At 62.1% G+C, this 17,180-nt stretch carries 16 protein-coding genes; 9 read left to right on the top strand and 7 right to left on the bottom strand.

Annotated features, from left to right (window positions below; translation table 11 throughout):
* Positions 1-5 precede the first annotated feature (5 nt).
* The 9 genes from AB3N21_RS01805 (at position 6) to pdeM (ending at position 9,462) form a co-directional block, all read left to right on the top strand.
* Positions 6-974 (top strand): type II secretion system F family protein, encoded by a 969-nt coding sequence (locus AB3N21_RS01805; RefSeq protein WP_367933605.1) that lies wholly within the window; start codon positions 6-8, stop codon positions 972-974.
* A gap of 10 nt (positions 975-984) precedes the next feature.
* Positions 985-1,965 (top strand): type II secretion system F family protein, encoded by a 981-nt coding sequence (locus tag AB3N21_RS01800; RefSeq protein ID WP_367933604.1) that lies wholly within the window; start codon positions 985-987, stop codon positions 1,963-1,965.
* Positions 1,966-1,968: 3 nt separating this feature from the next.
* Positions 1,969-2,550, top strand: a complete 582-nt coding sequence (locus AB3N21_RS01795; protein WP_367933603.1) for a tetratricopeptide repeat protein — start codon at positions 1,969-1,971, stop codon at positions 2,548-2,550.
* A gap of 29 nt (positions 2,551-2,579) precedes the next feature.
* Positions 2,580-3,428: a tetratricopeptide repeat protein gene (locus AB3N21_RS01790; RefSeq protein ID WP_367933602.1), complete on the top strand. Its 849-nt coding sequence runs from the start codon at positions 2,580-2,582 to the stop codon at positions 3,426-3,428.
* A 3-nt stretch (positions 3,429-3,431) separates the two neighbouring features.
* Positions 3,432-3,977 (top strand): prepilin peptidase, encoded by a 546-nt coding sequence (locus AB3N21_RS01785; protein ID WP_367933601.1) that lies wholly within the window; start codon positions 3,432-3,434, stop codon positions 3,975-3,977.
* A gap of 118 nt (positions 3,978-4,095) precedes the next feature.
* Entirely contained in the window at positions 4,096-5,403 is a 1,308-nt protein-coding gene (locus tag AB3N21_RS01780; protein WP_367933600.1) for an ATPase, read from the top strand.
* Positions 5,400-6,209: an NAD(P)-dependent oxidoreductase gene (locus AB3N21_RS01775; protein WP_367933599.1), complete on the top strand. Its 810-nt coding sequence runs from the start codon at positions 5,400-5,402 to the stop codon at positions 6,207-6,209. Before AB3N21_RS01780 ends, AB3N21_RS01775 begins: the two co-directional genes overlap by 4 nt.
* A 127-nt stretch (positions 6,210-6,336) precedes the next feature.
* Positions 6,337-8,748 (top strand): ligase-associated DNA damage response DEXH box helicase, encoded by a 2,412-nt coding sequence (locus AB3N21_RS01770; RefSeq protein WP_367933598.1) that lies wholly within the window; start codon positions 6,337-6,339, stop codon positions 8,746-8,748.
* A gap of 51 nt (positions 8,749-8,799) precedes the next feature.
* Entirely contained in the window at positions 8,800-9,462 is a 663-nt protein-coding gene (gene pdeM, locus AB3N21_RS01765) for a ligase-associated DNA damage response endonuclease PdeM (RefSeq protein WP_367933597.1), read from the top strand.
* 36 nt (positions 9,463-9,498) lie between these two features.
* Here the strand turns inward: pdeM and AB3N21_RS01760 are convergent, their stop codons facing one another.
* From AB3N21_RS01760 to ftsH, 7 genes are all read right to left on the bottom strand, one after another.
* Complete coding sequence (locus AB3N21_RS01760; protein WP_367933596.1) at positions 9,499-10,317, bottom strand: LytTR family DNA-binding domain-containing protein; 819 nt, start codon at positions 10,315-10,317, stop codon at positions 9,499-9,501.
* Positions 10,318-10,490: 173 nt separating this feature from the next.
* A complete protein-coding gene (folD, locus tag AB3N21_RS01755; RefSeq protein ID WP_367933595.1) occupies positions 10,491-11,393 on the bottom strand; it encodes a bifunctional methylenetetrahydrofolate dehydrogenase/methenyltetrahydrofolate cyclohydrolase FolD in 903 nt (300 codons plus the stop codon).
* A 53-nt stretch (positions 11,394-11,446) separates the two neighbouring features.
* A complete protein-coding gene (locus tag AB3N21_RS01750; RefSeq protein WP_367933594.1) occupies positions 11,447-11,752 on the bottom strand; it encodes a chorismate mutase in 306 nt (101 codons plus the stop codon).
* Between the two features lie 57 nt (positions 11,753-11,809).
* Positions 11,810-13,486 carry a formate--tetrahydrofolate ligase gene (locus AB3N21_RS01745; RefSeq protein WP_367933593.1) on the bottom strand — a complete coding sequence of 559 codons (1,677 nt, stop codon included), beginning with the start codon at positions 13,484-13,486 and terminating at the stop codon, positions 11,810-11,812.
* Positions 13,487-13,665: 179 nt separating this feature from the next.
* Positions 13,666-14,241, bottom strand: coding sequence for a sulfurase (locus AB3N21_RS01740; RefSeq protein WP_171173543.1), 576 nt, complete (start codon positions 14,239-14,241; stop codon positions 13,666-13,668).
* Positions 14,242-14,346: 105 nt separating this feature from the next.
* Positions 14,347-15,120 (bottom strand): methyltransferase domain-containing protein, encoded by a 774-nt coding sequence (locus AB3N21_RS01735; RefSeq protein ID WP_367933592.1) that lies wholly within the window; start codon positions 15,118-15,120, stop codon positions 14,347-14,349.
* 89 nt (positions 15,121-15,209) lie between these two features.
* Positions 15,210-17,126: an ATP-dependent zinc metalloprotease FtsH gene (gene ftsH, locus AB3N21_RS01730; protein ID WP_171173541.1), complete on the bottom strand. Its 1,917-nt coding sequence runs from the start codon at positions 17,124-17,126 to the stop codon at positions 15,210-15,212.
* Positions 17,127-17,180: the final 54 nt, after the last annotated feature.

Raw genomic sequence — 17,180 nt, 5'->3', positions numbered from 1 at the left:
GTGTTATGCAAATCAGCACCGAACCGCTTATCTACGGCCTTATATTTATCGGCGTCTACGCTTTGGTCGGCGGCATCTATCTGGTGGCGTTTGGGAAATCGATCAGCCTGAACAGCCGCGTCAACCGGCGTCTGGACATGCTCGACAAGGGCGCCGGACGCGAGCAGGTCCTGGAACAGCTGCGCAAGGAAATGCAGCAGCACATGAAGTCCAAGTCCATTCCGCTCTATTCGTTGCTCGCGGAAAAGGCGCAGAAGGCCGCAATCGCGTTCTCCCCGGCCCAGTTGATCATGATCATGGGGCTGCTGTCCGTTCTGGCCTTTGTGGGGCTGAGCATCGGTACCAGCGCCGACACGCCGATCCGGATCGCGATTTCATGCGCAATCGGCATTGGCGCGGTGTACATGTGGATCAACAACAAGGCCAAAAAGCGTATGGGCATGATCGAAGAGCAACTGCCGGACGCTGTTGAACTGATGGTGCGCTCGTTGCGCGTTGGACACCCGTTCGTCTCGGCGATCCAGATTGTCGCCAAGGAGGTCGAGGACCCGATCGCAACCGAGTTCGGCATCATCTCCGATGAAAGCGCCTATGGTCGTGACGTCGGTGAAGCCCTCAAGGAAATGGCCGAGCGTCTGGACATGCAGGACCTGCGCTTTCTTGCGGTTGCCGTCACGATCCAGCAACAATCGGGTGGTAACCTGGCTGAGGTTCTGGCCGGTCTGGCAAAGGTGATCCGCGCCCGCTTCCGTCTGTTCCGCCGGGTCAAGGCGATTACCGCCGAGGCACAGTGGTCGGGCAAGTTCCTGTCCGGTTTCCCGCTTGCCTGTCTGCTTTTCATCCTGGTTAACGACCCGAACTATTATGACGCCGTGCTTGACCACCCTTATTTCATCCCGGCCTGTTTCTTTGTCGGCATCATGCTGACCCTGAACCTGATCGTGATGCGCGTCCTGACCAACATCAAAGTCTGAGGAGATCAAGGTGGAGTTTCTGAACCAGATCAATGACTACCTGACCACTCACCTTGGCGAGTTCGGCCCCCTGATCGTGGTCGGCGTGCTCGGGCTGTTCATGATTTTGCTCACCATTCCGATGCTGCTGAATCAGCCGGAAGATCCGCTGAAAAAACTCAAGCGCAGCACGACCCCTACGAAGCAGACGAAAGATAAGAAAGAGCAACTGCGTCAGGCCGGACGCAACGAAAAGTTGCATCGCTTTGCGACTTTCCTTGAGCCTCAGGACGCCGATGAACTGTCGGCGATGCAGCTCAAGCTGCGCCAGGCCGGTTATCAATCCAAGGACGCCGTTCGGTTCTTTCACTTCGCCCAGTTCGCACTGGGGATCGCTGGGCTGTTGATCGGCGCCGCCTTTGTGACGATCTTGTCCGGCGGGCAGGAGTTGGACTCGACGCAAATCGCGGTTCGCGTTCTGGGGCCTGGGTGTGCCGGTTATCTGCTACCCAAATATTGGGTGACCCGTCGGGTTGCGACCCGAAAGGAAAACATCACCGCCGGATTTCCCGACGCGCTGGACATGATGCTGGTTTGTGTTGAGGCAGGCCAATCGCTGGATCAGGCCATCGTGCGTGTGGCCGCCGAATTGCACGCCTCGTATCCCGACATCGCCGAGGAGTTCGAAGTGGTGGCTTATGAACTGAAGGCGGGCAAGGAAAAGGACAAGGTGCTGCGCGACATGGGAACCCGTTGCGGCGTGCAGGACGTGTCGTCCTTTGTGACCGTGATGATCCAGTCGGCCACCTTTGGTACGTCGATCGCCGAAGCTCTGCGGGTTTACGCTGGCGAGATGCGCGATAAACGGGTGATGCGGGCCGAAGAAGCCGCGAACAAGTTGCCAACCAAAATGACACTTGCCACAATGATGCTGACGGTGCCGCCGCTGTTGATCATTCTCGTTGGACCTTCGGCAAAAGGCATCATGGATCTGGGCAACATGAGTAACTGACATATGTCCAAGCCGGGTAAGAGCAGACCCGCACGATTGAAAAAGATCGCCCAGGCCATCGCTGTTGTTGCAGCGGTGGCCTCTTGCACAACTGGACAATTGCCCGACAACCCGGATGCGCCCGGCGTCGATCTTCGCGGCAAGGGCGTGGACCCGGCCGAGGTGGGTCATCGCCTTGTGGCCGCTGGTGAATATGAAGTCGCGCTCGACGCATTTACCCGCGCCGCGCTGGATCAGGGGATGACCGCGGAAATCATGACCGGGATCGGCACCGCCAACCTCGGTCTCGGGCGTCTGGGACAGGCCGAGGAGATGCTGCGCCGCGCTGTCGAAGCGGACCCGGAGTGGCCCGAAGCCTGGAACAATCTGGGCGTTCTGCTGGTCGAGCAAAACGAAATCTCCGAGGCGGCGCAGGTGTTCCGCAGGGCCTATGCGCTGGACAATGGCGAAAGTGACGCAATTCGCGACAATTTACGGTTTGCGCTCGCAAAAATGGAAAATCCTGCTAATAATACTGTTCAAGAAGAAGACTATAAGTTGGTGCAACGCGGACAAGGCGAATACGTCATCCGCAAGACACCATGATCGAGGCAGAGCAGTAAAGGACGCACAAAATGCGCCATCCTATCCTGATTCCGGCTATGCTTGCAGGCGGGCTGATCTTGTCGGCTTGTGGACAGAACGGGGACGAAACCGTCGAACGCGCGTTCCAGGATGTGAACGTCATCGACGAAACCAACCTCAACGACGTGATGCTGACCGTGGCCGACCCGAACGAAGGGGTGGCCTATTTCCAGCGCACCGCAGCCCAACACCCCGAACGGGCCGATCTGCAGCGTGGCCTTGCCATCTCGATGACCCGCGCCAAACGCAATACCGAGGCCGTGGCAGCCTGGTCGAAGCTGACCAAAATGAAGGACGCCACCACCGAGGATCGGGTTGATCTGGCCAGTGCCCTGATCCGCAACAATGAATGGGATCGCGCCGAAGAGGTGCTGGACAGTATTCCCCCGACGCATGAGACGTTCAAACGTTATCGGCTGGAAGCGATGGTGGCCGATTCCAACAAACAGTGGAAACGCGCCGACTCGTTTTATGAAACGGCCGTGGGCCTGACCACGCGTCCGGCAAGCGTGATGAACAACTGGGGTTACTCCAAGCTGACCCGCGGCAACTATTCCGAGGCCGAGCGGCTCTTTACCGAGGCGATCCGGCAGGACAAATCCCTGTTCACCGCCAAGAACAATCTGGTGCTCGCCCGCAGCGCGCAGAACAACTACGCTCTCCCGGTGATCCCGATGAGTCAGGCCGAGCGGGCGCAATTGCTGCACACGATGGCGTTGTCGGCGATCAAGCAGGGGGACGTCTCCACCGGCAAGACGCTGCTGCGCGAGGCGATCGCGACCCATCCGCAGCATTTCGAAGAAGCATCCCGCTCGCTTCAGGCGCTGGAGAACGCGTAACCCATGGCAATACCTGCGGCGGCGGCACTGTGGTTCCTGCCATTCGTGCTGCCCATTTGCTTTTACGTGGCGTTCACCGACCTGCGTGAAATGAAGATCAAGAACCAGGCGGTCGTCGCGCTGGCCGTTGTTTATGTTGTTGTCGGTCTTGTCGTGTTCCCTCCGTGGAGCGGTGACTGGCCCTCAGGGATGATCGGCCCGTTCCCTGTCGCTTTGCCGGTCTATGTCCGGCAACTGATGCACCTGTTTGTTGTCCTGCTGATCGGCATCATCCTGAACGCGGCAGGCGCGGTCGGCGCCGGTGACGCCAAGTTCTCGGCAGCGGCCGCACCGTTCATCTGGACCGCCGATTTCCGTCTGCTTCTGGCCGTTCTGATGGCCACCCTGCTGGCGGCATTTGCAGCGCACCGGATCGCCAAGTTTACCCCGCTTCGGCGCATCGCGCCCGATTGGAAAAGCTGGGATGCGGGCAAGGCCTTTCCCATGGGCCTCACGCTGGGTGGATGCCTGGCTATATATTTGATTCTTGGCGCATTTTTCGGCTCATAGCCCGACTACCTCCTGCCCAGTCTCTGCCTTTCTGCTGCCACATTGCTGGGCCATGTTCTGCCCATGCGGGTGAAACCGCAGATCAGTGACGCGCAACACGAACCGACGAGCACCGCTCATGAACATGCAGACCAGCACCGTAATGGCCCCTCCCGCCCCGAAAGGGCTGGCGGAAATGCAGCTTCCTCTGGTGATGATGCGGGACATCCTGCTTAAGACCATTTTTCGCAAGACGGTGGACACGGTCACCGAGATTGCCGAGGCGGTCTGCCTGCCCTCGTCCGTTACGCAGGAACTGGTCGATATTGCCCGGGACCAGAAACTGATCGAGGCGACGGGCACGTTGAACGCCAACAGCGGCAACGAAATGGGGTATCAGTTGACCGATGCGGGCAAGGCGCGGGCGCTGGATGCGCTCAGCCAGTCGGAATATTTCGGCGCCATGCCTGTTCCACTGGATGTCTATCGCGAACAGGTCAAGCGCCAGTCGATCCGCAACATTCAGGTCACCCGCGACCAGCTGGTCAACGCGATGGGGCATCTGGTGCTGCCGGATGAACTGCTCGACCATCTCGGCCCCGCCGTCAGTGCCGGGCGTTCGATCCTAATGTATGGCCCCCCGGGCAACGGTAAATCCTCGATCTCGAACGGCATCCGCGACGCGCTTGGCGACAAGGTCTATGTGCCGCGGGCGATCGAATATGCCGGTCAGGTCATCACCGTCTATGACCCGATTGTGCACAACGCCATCGAACTGGAACCGGACGATCCGACCCAACTGCGCCGGCGCAAGCGGTTCGACACCCGTTACGTGATGTGCGAGCGGCCCACGGTGATCACCGGTGGTGAATTGTCGCTCTCGATGCTCGATCTGGTCTACAACCCCACCGCAAGGACCTATCAGGCGCCGCTGCAGTTGAAATCCACCGGCGGCATCTTCATCGTCGACGACCTTGGCCGTCAGGCAGAGCCGCCGCAGGCGCTGATCAACCGCTGGATCGTGCCGCTGGAAGAAAGCAAGGACATCCTGGGCCTGCAATCGGGCGAGAAATTCGAGGTGCCGTTCGACACGCTCGTGATCTTCTCGACCAACTTCCACCCGAATGAGATCTTCGACCAGGCCGCGCTGCGCCGGATCTTCTTCAAGATCAAGATCGACGGCCCCAATCAGGAGAACTTCCTGAAGATCTTCGCACTTGTGGCCCGCAAAAAGGGCATACCGCTGGACGAAAGCGCGCTGGTGCACCTGCTCAAGGTAAAATACCCAACGATCAACAACATATATGCCAACTATCAGCCGATCTTCCTGATCGAGCAGATGATCGCGATCTGTGAGTTTGAGGGCATCCCCTATCAGATGACCCCGGACCTGATCGACCGGGCCTGGGCGAACATGTTCGTGAAGGACGAAAAGATCGTCAAATGATCGGTGTTGCGGGCTGTGGCCGGATGGGCGCACCGATGCTGGGCGCCCTGTGCCGCGCCGGGTTTGACGCCAGGGGGTTCGACATCCGCCCGCCGCGCGAATTCGGCGCACTTTCCGAGCATATGACGGACGATGCGGCGGCCTTTGCCGCGGGTCTGGAAACCCTTCTGACCGTTGTGCGCGATGTCCCGCAGACCGAGGATGTGTTGTTCGGCGCACAGGGCTTTGTCCGCACCGCCTCATTGCGCCGCATCATTCTCTGCTCGACCCTGTCGCCGCGCTACGTGCTGGCCCTGCGCGCGCGGTTGCCGGAACAGATCACCCTGATCGACGCGCCCATGTCCGGCGCCCAGATCGCCGCCGAAGAGGCGCGCCTGTCCTTCATGCTGGGTGGCGAGGACTCGGATCTCGACGCCGCCCAGCCGCTGTTTGCCGCGATGGGATCGCATTTTCACCGCATGGGCGGCTTTGGTGCCGGGATGCAGGCCAAGGTGCTCAACAACCTTCTCGCCGCCTCGCACACCGCGATGACACGGCTGGTTCTGGATTGGGCGGAACAGGCGGGGCTGGATCAGCGCAAGCTGCTGGACCTGATCCACACCAGCTCGGGCCAGAACTGGTTCGCTTCCGGTTTCAATCAGATCGAATTCGCCCGTGACGGGATGGACGATGACAACACCATCGGCATCCTCGTGAAGGATGTGGAAAGCGCACTCGACGCCGCCCCGGAGGACGCCGACACCGCCCTGCCCCGCACGGTGCAGGCCCTCCTCAGAACTCTCGAGCCCTATCCTTCCTCTTCTTGAGACGATCCTTGCGGAGGCACGGGCCCGCCCCTTGGCCACTGCACACAACGCGACTTTTTTGGCGTCGCTTGTCTGAGCAGCGCAAAACCGGTTCCCACTTTGGCGCGACATGCACTAGGCTCGCGCCATGCCCGCCATTCCAGCGCAAATCACAAACTGGTTTTCTTCCAAGGGCTGGTCCATCCACCCCCACCAACAGGCCATGTTCGACCGGGCGGGCGATCCGGCAACGCTGCTCATCGCCCCCACCGGCGGCGGCAAGACCATGGCCGGGTTTCTGCCGACGCTGGCGGATCTGGCGGACGGTGCGCATGAGGGGTTGCATACGCTCTACGTCTCGCCGCTCAAGGCGCTGGCGGCGGATATCAAGCGCAACCTGCGCACCCCGGTGGACGAGATCGGCCTGCCCATCCGTATCGAGGACCGCACCGGCGACACTTCGGCGACGCAAAAGAAACGCCAGCGCGCCGACCCGCCCCACATCCTGCTGACCACGCCGGAGAGCCTGGCCCTGCTGACCTCATATGAGGACGCGCCGCGCATGTTCGCCGGGTTGCGGAGGGTGGTGGTCGACGAAATCCACGCGCTTGCCGAAAGCAAGCGGGGCGACCAGCTGATGCTGGCGCTCGCCCGGCTGCAAACCTTTTGCCCCGACCTGCGTCGCGTCGGCCTCTCGGCCACGGTCGAGGACCCGCAGGCCATTGCCCGGCTTCTGGCCAGACACCCCGACCCCTGCGACATCCTGCTGGCCGATCCCGGCCCCGATCCCGATATCGCGATGCTGGAGACCGAGGAGATGCCGCCCTGGTCCGGTGGCGGCGCGGCCTACTCCATCCCGGCGGTGCTGGACCAGGTTCGGCAACACAAAACGACGCTGATCTTCCACAACACCCGCGCGCAGGCCGAGATCTTTTTCCACAACCTGTGGCTCGCCAATGACGAGGGGCTGCCCATCGGCATCCATCACGGCTCGCTCGACCGGGGCCAGCGCGAGCGGGTCGAGGCGGCGATGGTGCGCGGCGATCTGCGGGCGATTGTTTGCACCGGCAGCCTCGATCTGGGGATCGACTGGGGCGATGTGGATCTGGTGATCCAGATCGGTGCGCCCAAGAACGTCAAGCGGCTGGTGCAGCGGATCGGGCGCGCCAATCACCGCTACAACGCACCGTCCAAGGCGCTTCTGGTGCCCGCCAACCGGTTCGAAGTGGTAGAATGTGTCGCCGCGCTTGAGGCGGTCAAGGCGCATGATCTGGACGGCGATCCGCGCGGGCGCGGGCCACGGGACGTGCTGTGCCAGCACATCCTGATCGCTGCTGCAGCCGGGCCGTTCGATGCCGATGCGCTTTACACCGAGATGACCTCGGCCGGGCCTTTCGCCGACCTGACACGTGACGAATTCGACGCCTGCCTCGATTTCTGCGCCACCGGCGGCTATGCCCTGCGCGCCTATGATCGGTGGCAGCGCCTGCAGCAGCGTCCCGACGGCCAATGGCAGCTACGCGACCCGCGCGCGGCGCAGCGGATACGGATGAATCTGGGCACCATTCAGGACACCGACACGCTCAAGGTCCGGCTCAGGCGCAACCGGGGCGGTAAGCCGCTGGGCGAGGTCGAGGAAGGCTTTGCCGCCTCGCTCACCCCCGGCGACACGTTCCTGATCGGCGGGCAGATCGTCCGTTACGAGGGTCTGCGCGAGATGGTGGTCGAGGTGACCCGCCGCGCCGACAAGAAACCCAAGATCGCCACCTTCATGGGCACGAAATTCGCCACCTCGACCCAGCTCAGCGCGCGCATTCTGGACATGTTCGCGCAAGAAGACTGGCCGCAATTGCCCCGCCACACCGCCGACTGGCTGGCGCTGCAGCGCGATGTCTCGCGCCTGCCCGAACGGGGCCGGCTGCTGATCGAGAGCTTTCCCCACGACGGGCGCGAACATGTCTGTGTCTACGGCTTTGCCGGGCGCAACGCGCAGCAGACGCTGGGCCTGTTGCTGACCAAGCGGATGGAGGAAACGGGGCTTGCCCCGCTGGGCTTTGTCGCCACCGATTACGCGACGCTGATCTGGGGGCTCGATGCTTTGACCGATCCGCGCCCGCTGTTTCAAATCGACGCGCTACGGCACGGGCTGGACAGCTGGCTGGCAGGCAACGCGGTGATGAAGCGCACCTTTCGCGCCAGCGCCGCCATCGCCGGGCTGATCGAGCGCAACACCGGTGGACAGCGCAAAAGCGGGCGGCAGGCGACGTTTTCCTCGGACATCCTCTATGACACCTTGCTGAAATACGACCCCGACCACCTGCTTATGCAGATCACCCGGACTGAGGCGATGCGCGGGCTGGTGGATTTTGGCCGGATCGAAGAGATGATCACCCGAGTTGGCGACCGGATCGATCTTATGCGGCTGGAACGGGTCTCGCCCTTGGCCGCGCCGCTGTTTCTGGAGGTGGGCAAGGTCCCGGTGAAAGGCGCCGCCGAAGAGCGATTGCTGGCCGAGGAAAGCGACCGCTTGCTGCGCGAGGCGGGGCTGAACCCGGTGTGATCCGCAAAACGCGGCTTGCATCGCGCGCGCGTCTGGGCGAATGAACATATCATGAACGGATATGCCTTTTCCTTTTCCGGCCAGCGCCTCTGCGCGATGGGTTCCGGCGCGCTCTGGTGGCCGGATCAGGCGCTGCTCTGCGTCTCGGACCTGCATCTGGGAAAATCCGAGCGTATGGTCCGCCGCGGCGGATCGGCCCTGCCCCCTTACGAAACCCGCGATACGCTGAACCGGCTGGCGGCAGATCTGGATCGCACGCAGCCGCAGACCGTGATCTGCCTGGGCGACAGTTTCGATGATCTCGGCGCGGCACTGAGCCTGCCGGAGCGGGACAGATTGCAGATCGCAGCGCTTCAGGCGGGGCGGAACTGGATCTGGATCGAGGGCAACCACGATCCGGGCCCGGTCGAGCTGGGTGGCACCCATCTGGCGGACGTCACCCGGTCGGGCCTGACCTTTCGCCACATCGCGCAGCCCGACGCGCAGCGGGAAATCTCGGGTCACTATCACCCGAAGGCGAGTGTGCAGACACGCGGCCGCGCAATCTCGCGGCCTGCCTTTCTGGTGGATGAGCAACGCATCATCCTGCCTGCCTACGGGACCTATACCGGCGGGCTGCGCAGCAGCGACGCGGCTTTGTCAGAGTTGATGGCACCGGGCGCGCTGGCCATTCTGACCGGCGCAGAACCAAGACCCGTGCCCATGCCGCGCTGACGACCCGGAGCCATTCCGATGGCCAATCTGGGGCCTTCAGATAACGCCCGCTTCTTCCAGAACCGGCCTGTACTTGCGGCTGACGGGCACCAGATCGCCGTTGATCAGGCGAATGTGGACCTTTCCTGCCTCACGCTCGACGCTTTCGATCGCGTCTTTGGTCACCCAATGTGACCGGTGGGTGCAGTGCCCTTTCACGGGGTCCATCTCGTCTATCGCGTCGCCAAACCGTGACCGGATGGTAATTGTGCCTTCGGTTGTCACCACGTCCACGTTGTGATCGCGGACCGTCAGGCGCAGAATCTGGCCGTCGAACGTATTTGGCAAACGCCGGCATAGCCTCGGGCGCGCAGGCGCGTCCTGGGGCACCACCGGTTGCAGTTCGACTTCGGGAAAGGCGCGTCGGAGCACCAGAAGCCCCATGGCGAAAAGCGCGCCGAATTGGGACACTGTCAGAACGCCCGGCGCCTCCACCCCGTGATGCGTATGGAGAATCCAGGTCACCAGCCACAGAGATGGCGTGAACAGCGCCACAATCAGAACGATGACAACCACGTCCAGAAGGGCCTGCCGAACCTGTGTGCAGTGGCTATGAACGAAATTGCCTGCCCAATGCGCGATCCCACATGCCAAAAGAATGACGAATGACCAAAACAGAAACCTCTTGAGGAAGGACAGTTCGATACCGCCGAAAGGATCGATCAAATGGGCGAGTAACGCGGCGAACAGGGTCCCCGGACCAATCAGTTTTGGATAGTGCGAACCTGTGAACTCTCTAAACTCTGCTCTCATGCACCAATACTTGTACTCACCTGCCACACGGGCAGCTTGCCACAGCACGCCGCCCGCGCTCAATATCCAGATCACAATTGAAGAAAAAGTGATTTAGATTCAATTAATCAGATGGTGGGCCGCCGCAAAAAACCCGTGTGAACATCAGGTGATGCGCCGATTGCTATCAGGTTGATACCTGACCAGACAGCCAAATGGCGCAAGCCGCACCCGGAGGCGCGGCCTGGCGAGGATTGTCAGGCGGTCAGGCCCTCGGGCTCGGGCAGGCCATTTGCACGGCAGCAGGCAGTCAGCGTGTTGGCCAGCAAGCAGGCAATCGTCATCGGACCGACACCGCCCGGGACCGGCGTGATTGCACCGGCAACGGCTGCGGCGCTTTCGTAATGCACGTCACCCACCAACCGGGTCTTGCCCTCGCCCTTTTCCGGTGCGTCGATGCGGTTGATACCCACGTCGATCACGGTGGCGCCTTCCTTGATCCAGTCACCCGGCACCATCTCGGGGCGGCCCACGGCGGCAACCACGATGTCGGCGCGACGCACCACATCGGGAAGGTCCTTGGTGCGCGAATGCGCAATGGTCACAGTGCAGCTGTCACCCAGCAGCAGCTGCGCCATCGGCTTGCCCACGATGTTCGACCGCCCGATTACCACGGCGTCGAGCCCCGACAGCGAGCCATGATGGTTGCGCAGCATCATCAGACAGCCCAGCGGCGTGCAGGGCACCATCGACTTCTGGCCGGTGCCCAGCAGGCCCACATTCGAGATATGGAACCCGTCCACATCCTTGGCCGGATCGATGGAGTTGATCACCAGATCCTCGTTCAGATGCTTGGGCAGCGGCAGCTGCACCAGGATGCCATGCACGGCGGGATCGTTGTTCAGCTTGTCGATCAGCGCCAGCAGGTCCGACTCAGAGGTGTCGGCATCCAGCTTGTGCTCGAACGAGTTCATGCCGACCTCGACGGTCATCTTGCCCTTGGAGCGCACATAGACCTGAGATGCCGGATCTTCGCCCACCAGCACCACGGCCAGACCCGGAGTGATGCCGTTCTCTTCCTTCAGCCGGGCGACATGATCCGTCACCTGACCCCGCACAGTGGCCGCAAAGGCCTTACCGTCGATAACTTGCGCTACCATCCTTGGTCCTTTCCCTCAAACCTCATAAGGCCCGGGCGCTGCTGCCGGGCCGGTCAATCGGGGTCGAGCACCCGCTCTTCGCGGGCGATCGACCAATCGATCAGAATGCGCCAAAGCCGTTCGGCCAGATCGGGGTCCATCCCCGTGGCATCCGCCTTGGCGCGGACGTTTCCAACCACCTCTTCCACCCGGGCCGGAATACGCGCGGGCAGGTCCTCGCCCGGTTTCAGCTCGGCGGCGCGGTCGATATAGCCCGCGCGCGTTACCAGCATTTCGATCAGCTGCCGGTCAAGCCTGTCGATCTGGACCCGCAATTCCTGCATCGAGGTACAGTCCTGCGGCGGTGTCAGAGGGGGCATGAGAATCTCCTGCGGCCCGGGGTTCCTCCCGGGCCACGGGATGTCGTATTTGGCGGCTTAGAACAAGCCCTCGATCTCACCTGCGTCGTTGAGGCAGATGCTCTCGGCGGCCGGTTTGCGGGGCAGACCGGGCATGGTCATGATCTCGCCGCAGACCACCACGATGAAACCGGCACCCGCGCTCAGGCGCACTTCACGCACCGGAACCGAGTGGCCCGTGGGTGCACCGCGCAGCGACGGATCGGTCGAGAACGAGTATTGCGTCTTGGCCATGCAGACCGGCAGGTTGCCGTAACCGGCGGCTTCCCAGTCCTTCAGCTGGTTGCGGATCTTGGCATCGGCCAGAACCTCGTCAGCGCGATAGATGCGCTTGGCGATGGTTTCGATCTTTTCGAACAGGGGCATCTCATCGGGGTAGATCGGCGCGAAGTTCGCGGTGCCGGCATCGGCGATTTCCACGACTTTCTTGGCCAGGTTTTCCGAACCTTCCGAGCCCAGCTCCCAGTGACGCGACAGAACCGCCTCGACCCCGTGATCGGCACAGTAGTCCTTGACCGCCTGCACTTCGGCATCGGTGTCGGTGACAAAGTGGTTGATGGCGACGACAACCGGCACGCCAAACGATTTCACGTTCTCAATGTGACGGCCCAGGTTGGCGCAGCCCGACTTCACGGCGTCGACGTTTTCCGCACCCAGATCGGCCTTGGCCACACCGCCATTCATCTTCATCGCGCGCACGGTGGCGACCAGCACCACGGCCGACGGGGCGATGCCGGCCTTGCGGCACTTGATGTTCATGAACTTCTCAGCACCCAGATCGGCACCAAAGCCGGCTTCGGTGACAACATAGTCAGCCACTTTCAGCGCGGTCTTGGTGGCGATGACCGAGTTACAGCCATGCGCGATGTTGGCAAACGGGCCACCGTGCACGAAGGCCGGGTTGTTTTCCAGCGTCTGCACCAGGTTCGGCTGCATTGCGTCTTTCAGCAGAACGGTCATCGCGCCTTCGGCCTTGATGTCGCGGCAGTAGACCGGTGTGCGGTCGCGGCGATAGGCCACAATGATGTCACCCAGACGCTTTTCCAGATCCTTAAGGTCGGTGGCCAGGCAGAGGATCGCCATGACTTCCGACGCCACGGTGATGTCATAGCCTGCTTCGCGCGGGAAACCGTTCGACACGCCACCCAACGAGCAGGTGATCTGACGCAGGGCGCGGTCGTTCATGTCGACCACACGGCGCCAGACGACGCGGCGCATGTCGATCTTCTGCTCGTTGCCCCAATAGATGTGGTTGTCGATCATCGCCGACAGCAGCGAGTGGGCGCTGGTGATGGCGTGGAAGTCGCCGGTGAAGTGCAGGTTCATCTCTTCCATCGGAACGACCTGCGCGTAACCGCCACCCGCGGCACCGCCCTTCATGCCGAAGTTCGGGCCCAGCGAGGCCTCGCGGATACAGATCATCGCGTTCTTGCCGATGCGGTTCAGACCGTCGCCCAGACCCACGGTGGTGGTGGTCTTGCCCTCGCCCGCAGGGGTCGGGTTGATCGCGGTCACCAGGATCAGCTTGCCGTCCTCGCGGCCCTGCACCGAGTTGATGAAGTCCTGGCTGACCTTCGCCTTGTCATGGCCATAGGGCAGCAGGTCGTCGCTGGAGATTCCCAGCTTGGCACCGATCTCCTGAATCGGCTTCTTGTTGGCCTCGCGGGCGATTTCGATGTCGGATTTGTAGCTCATTGGGCAGGGTCCCTGATAGAATTCCGTGCATACCGATGCACACGGGCATCGACGCTGTGACTTCATTAACGTCGCAAACCGATCGGAAGGCTATAGATTCCGACATAATCAAGCCGCGAAACGGCGTATGCCGAGAACAGACGTTTCAGATCGGAGACTGCACGCAGTTTATACGCAAATCACGGTGCCCATGGGCGCTGATCGGGTACAAAAAGCTCCATCCGGTCGCCGATGGCGAGCCCGCCGGGCCGTTCCACCCAGGCGGTAACCCCGCGCCGGTCGGTGGCAGAGGGCTTGAAGGCAGCACCATGGCCGGGCGATTCCTCCTCGACCTCGCGCCCCGGCAGAACGCAAGGGCGGTTTTCCATGTCGATGGTCAGTGTCACGCCGGACGGTCCCCGCAGGCGCGAGGCGGGCGGGACGTGGGTGAAATCGGGGATGCCCCTAACCACCACATTCGCCCCCACCAGCGCCGGGTCCAGCTCTTCCAGTTCCATCCCGGCGGCGATTTCGGTCAGTTCCTCATGCGACAGGATCGACAACTGCCTGACGTTCCGGATCTCGGTGCCTTCGGGATAGAGGTTGCGCACCCGCACGCATGAGGCGCGGTTGGTCCCCTCATGCCGTTCACCCGGCGCCCCGGCGAAGCCCAGGCTCAGACGCTCGACCGGCGTGGCGCGCAGCGAGCCCCCGGCGGCGACGTGGCCCAGCCAGACCACCTCGCCCGCGTATCCGCTTTCCCTCAGCACCGGCATCCCGTCCCTCCTGTCCGCTGCGGGGCGTTCCCCTGTTGTTGCCGACAGAAGACCCCGAACGCGGTTTCTTGACAAGGCTCTACTGGCGGGCGCCGTTCTTGGGCGTCAGGGTTTTCGCAAAGTGAAGAACAGCCTGCGGAAGGGAAACAGCACCGATCCGTCGGACCGCAAGGGATAGGCCTGGCGCATCCGCTCTTCGTAAGCCGCCGTCAGGTGCAGGCGTTCAACCTCGTCCAGAACCTCAAGATACGGGCGGGCAAAGGTGCTTTCGGTAAAGAGCCGCACAGGATGCCCATGCTCTGCCGCGGGCAGGTGCTGGTGATACTCGATTTCCCACAGGCGCGCCTCTCCTAACGGGGAGAGAAGCTCGAAATACTCTTCCGGAGCCATGACTTCGGATTGCTTGGCAAGGGGCCGGTCCTTGAAAAGCGCCGCGAACGCGTCCCGCCAGCCGGTGCTCGACGGGGCCGCCTGCTGATAGGGAACCTGAACCGCCAGAACGCCGCCCGGAGCCAATCCGGCCAGCAGGCGCGGGATCAGGGTTGGATGATCGGGCAGCCATTGCAGAACAGCGTTCGAGAACAGCAGCGCGGGCCGCCGATCCGGCTGCCACGTGGCGATATCCGCCTTTTCCAGCGCTGCATAAGCCCCTGTTTCCTTGGCCTTTTCCAACATGGCAGGAGAGCTGTCGACCCCGATCAGCCTGCGGTTCGGATAGCGCGCGCTCAGCGCTTCGCCCATGACGCCGGCGCCGCAGCCCAGATCGACCATCCCGCCTTCCGGCAGTGGCCCCACCGCGTTCATCAGGTCAATGGCGGGCTGCAGGCGCACCCCGGCAAACTTCGCGTATTGATCCGGGTTCCAGTCCTCTCGCGTCATCACATCCCCCTCACAACTTGCGCAGAATGACGATTACGCAAGAAAAAGGCCGGGCAAATCCCGGCCTTTCCTTATGGATCCCACAGCCTTCACGCGGTTGGTTCCGGCTCCATCCCGCCTTCGGGCGGCGACTTCTTGGGCTTGGTCTTGGGGATCGCGGTGACGCTGGGGGCGCTGCCCTCATCCGAGCTCTGATCCTCGTCATCGCCCGCACTCGGCGGCTCGCCATTCATCACCCGCTTGATCTCGTCCCCGGTCAGGGTCTCGTATTCCAGCAGGCCCTGCGCCAGACGCTCCCACTCCTCGCTCTTTTCGACGAGGATCTCGTGGGCGCGCTCATAGCCAGCCTGAATGAAACCCTTGACCTCTTCCTCGATCATCTCCTTGGTATGCGCCGACACCGAGAACCCGGCGGTGTTGCCCTGATAGCCCTCATGCGCCTCGGCATAGTCGATATTGCCGACCTTGTCCGACATGCCCCAGCGCATCACCATGGCCCGCGCCAACTGGCTGGCCTGCATAATGTCACCTGCGGGACCGTTCGAGACATGATCCTCGCCATACTTGATCACCTCGGCGGCCTTGCCCGCCATGGTCATGGCCAGCTTTTGCTCGCATTCGTCGCGGTGATAGTTGAGCTGATCCATTTCGGGCAAGCTGACAACCATACCCAGGGCGCCACCACGCGGGATGATGGTGGCCTTGTAGACCGGATCGCATAGCGGCAGCGTCATGCCCACAACCGCATGACCAGCCTCATGATAGGCGGTCTTTTCCTTCTGGTCCTGGGTCAGCACCATCGATCGGCGCTCGGCCCCCATCATCACCTTGTCCTTGGCGTTCTCGAAATCTTCCATGGTGACAAAGCGGCGGCCGACACGGGCGGCCATCAGTGCAGCCTCGTTCACGAGGTTCGCCAGATCGGCACCCGAGAAGCCGGGCGTACCACGCGCGATGATGCGCAGGTCCACATCGGGGCCCAGAGGAGTCTTGCGGGCATGCACGCCCAGGATCTTTTCGCGGCCCTTGATGTCGGGGTTGCCGACGGTCACCTGACGGTCGAACCGGCCCGGACGCAGCAGCGCGGGGTCCAGAACGTCCTTACGGTTGGTCGCTGCCAGAATGATCACGCCCTCATTGGCCTCGAACCCGTCCATCTCGACCAGCAACTGGTTGAGTGTCTGTTCGCGTTCGTCGTTACCGCCGCCATAACCGGCGCCACGATGGCGGCCAACAGCGTCGATCTCGTCGATGAACACGATACAGGGCGCGTTCTTTTTGGCCTGTTCGAACATGTCGCGGACACGGGACGCGCCGACACCCACGAACATTTCCACGAAGTCGGAACCCGAGATGGTGAAGAACGGCACACCCGCCTCACCCGCGATCGCACGCGCAAGCAGCGTCTTACCGGTGCCCGGAGGGCCCACCAGCAGCGCGCCCTTGGGGATCTTGCCACCAAGGCGCGAGAACTTCTGCGGGTTGCGCAGGAATTCCACGATCTCTTCCAGCTCTTCCTTGGCCTCGTCGATGCCCGCCACGTCGTCAAAGGTCACGCGGCCATGCTTTTCGGTCAGCATCTTGGCCTTGGACTTGCCAAAGCCCATCGCTCCGCCTTTGCCGCCGCCCTGCATCCGGTTCATGAAATAGACCCAGACACCGATCAGCAGCAGGAAGGGCAACAGCGTGATCAGGAAGGATTGGAACCCGGATTGCGTCTGTTTCTCGGCGCGGACGGGGATGTTCTTGTCGATCAGCAGCCGGGTCACCTCGGCATCGCCGGGCTTGATCGTCACATAGTCGCGGTTGTCGCTGGTCCGGTACCGGATCTGTTCGCCATCCAGCGTCACGTTCTTGACTTCACCCGCGTCTACGGCGCTGACGAATTCTGAATAGGTCTTCTCATGGCTCTGCAAAGTGCCGCCCGGTCCGCTGAACAGGTTGAACAGAGCGAGAATCAGCAGAAACAAGACGACCCAGAAGGCGATGTTGCGTGCGTTGCCCAAGGAAATACTCCCAAATCTTTCGGCATCGGAGGAAGTTGCCGGCTAGACAACTAA

The sequence above is a fragment of the Ruegeria sp. genome (genome assembly GCF_040830605.1).
In the GTDB taxonomy this organism is placed as follows: domain Bacteria; phylum Pseudomonadota; class Alphaproteobacteria; order Rhodobacterales; family Rhodobacteraceae; genus Ruegeria.
Note: the sequence above shows the minus strand (reverse complement) of the source record. Positions and strands in the feature narration are given on the sequence as shown.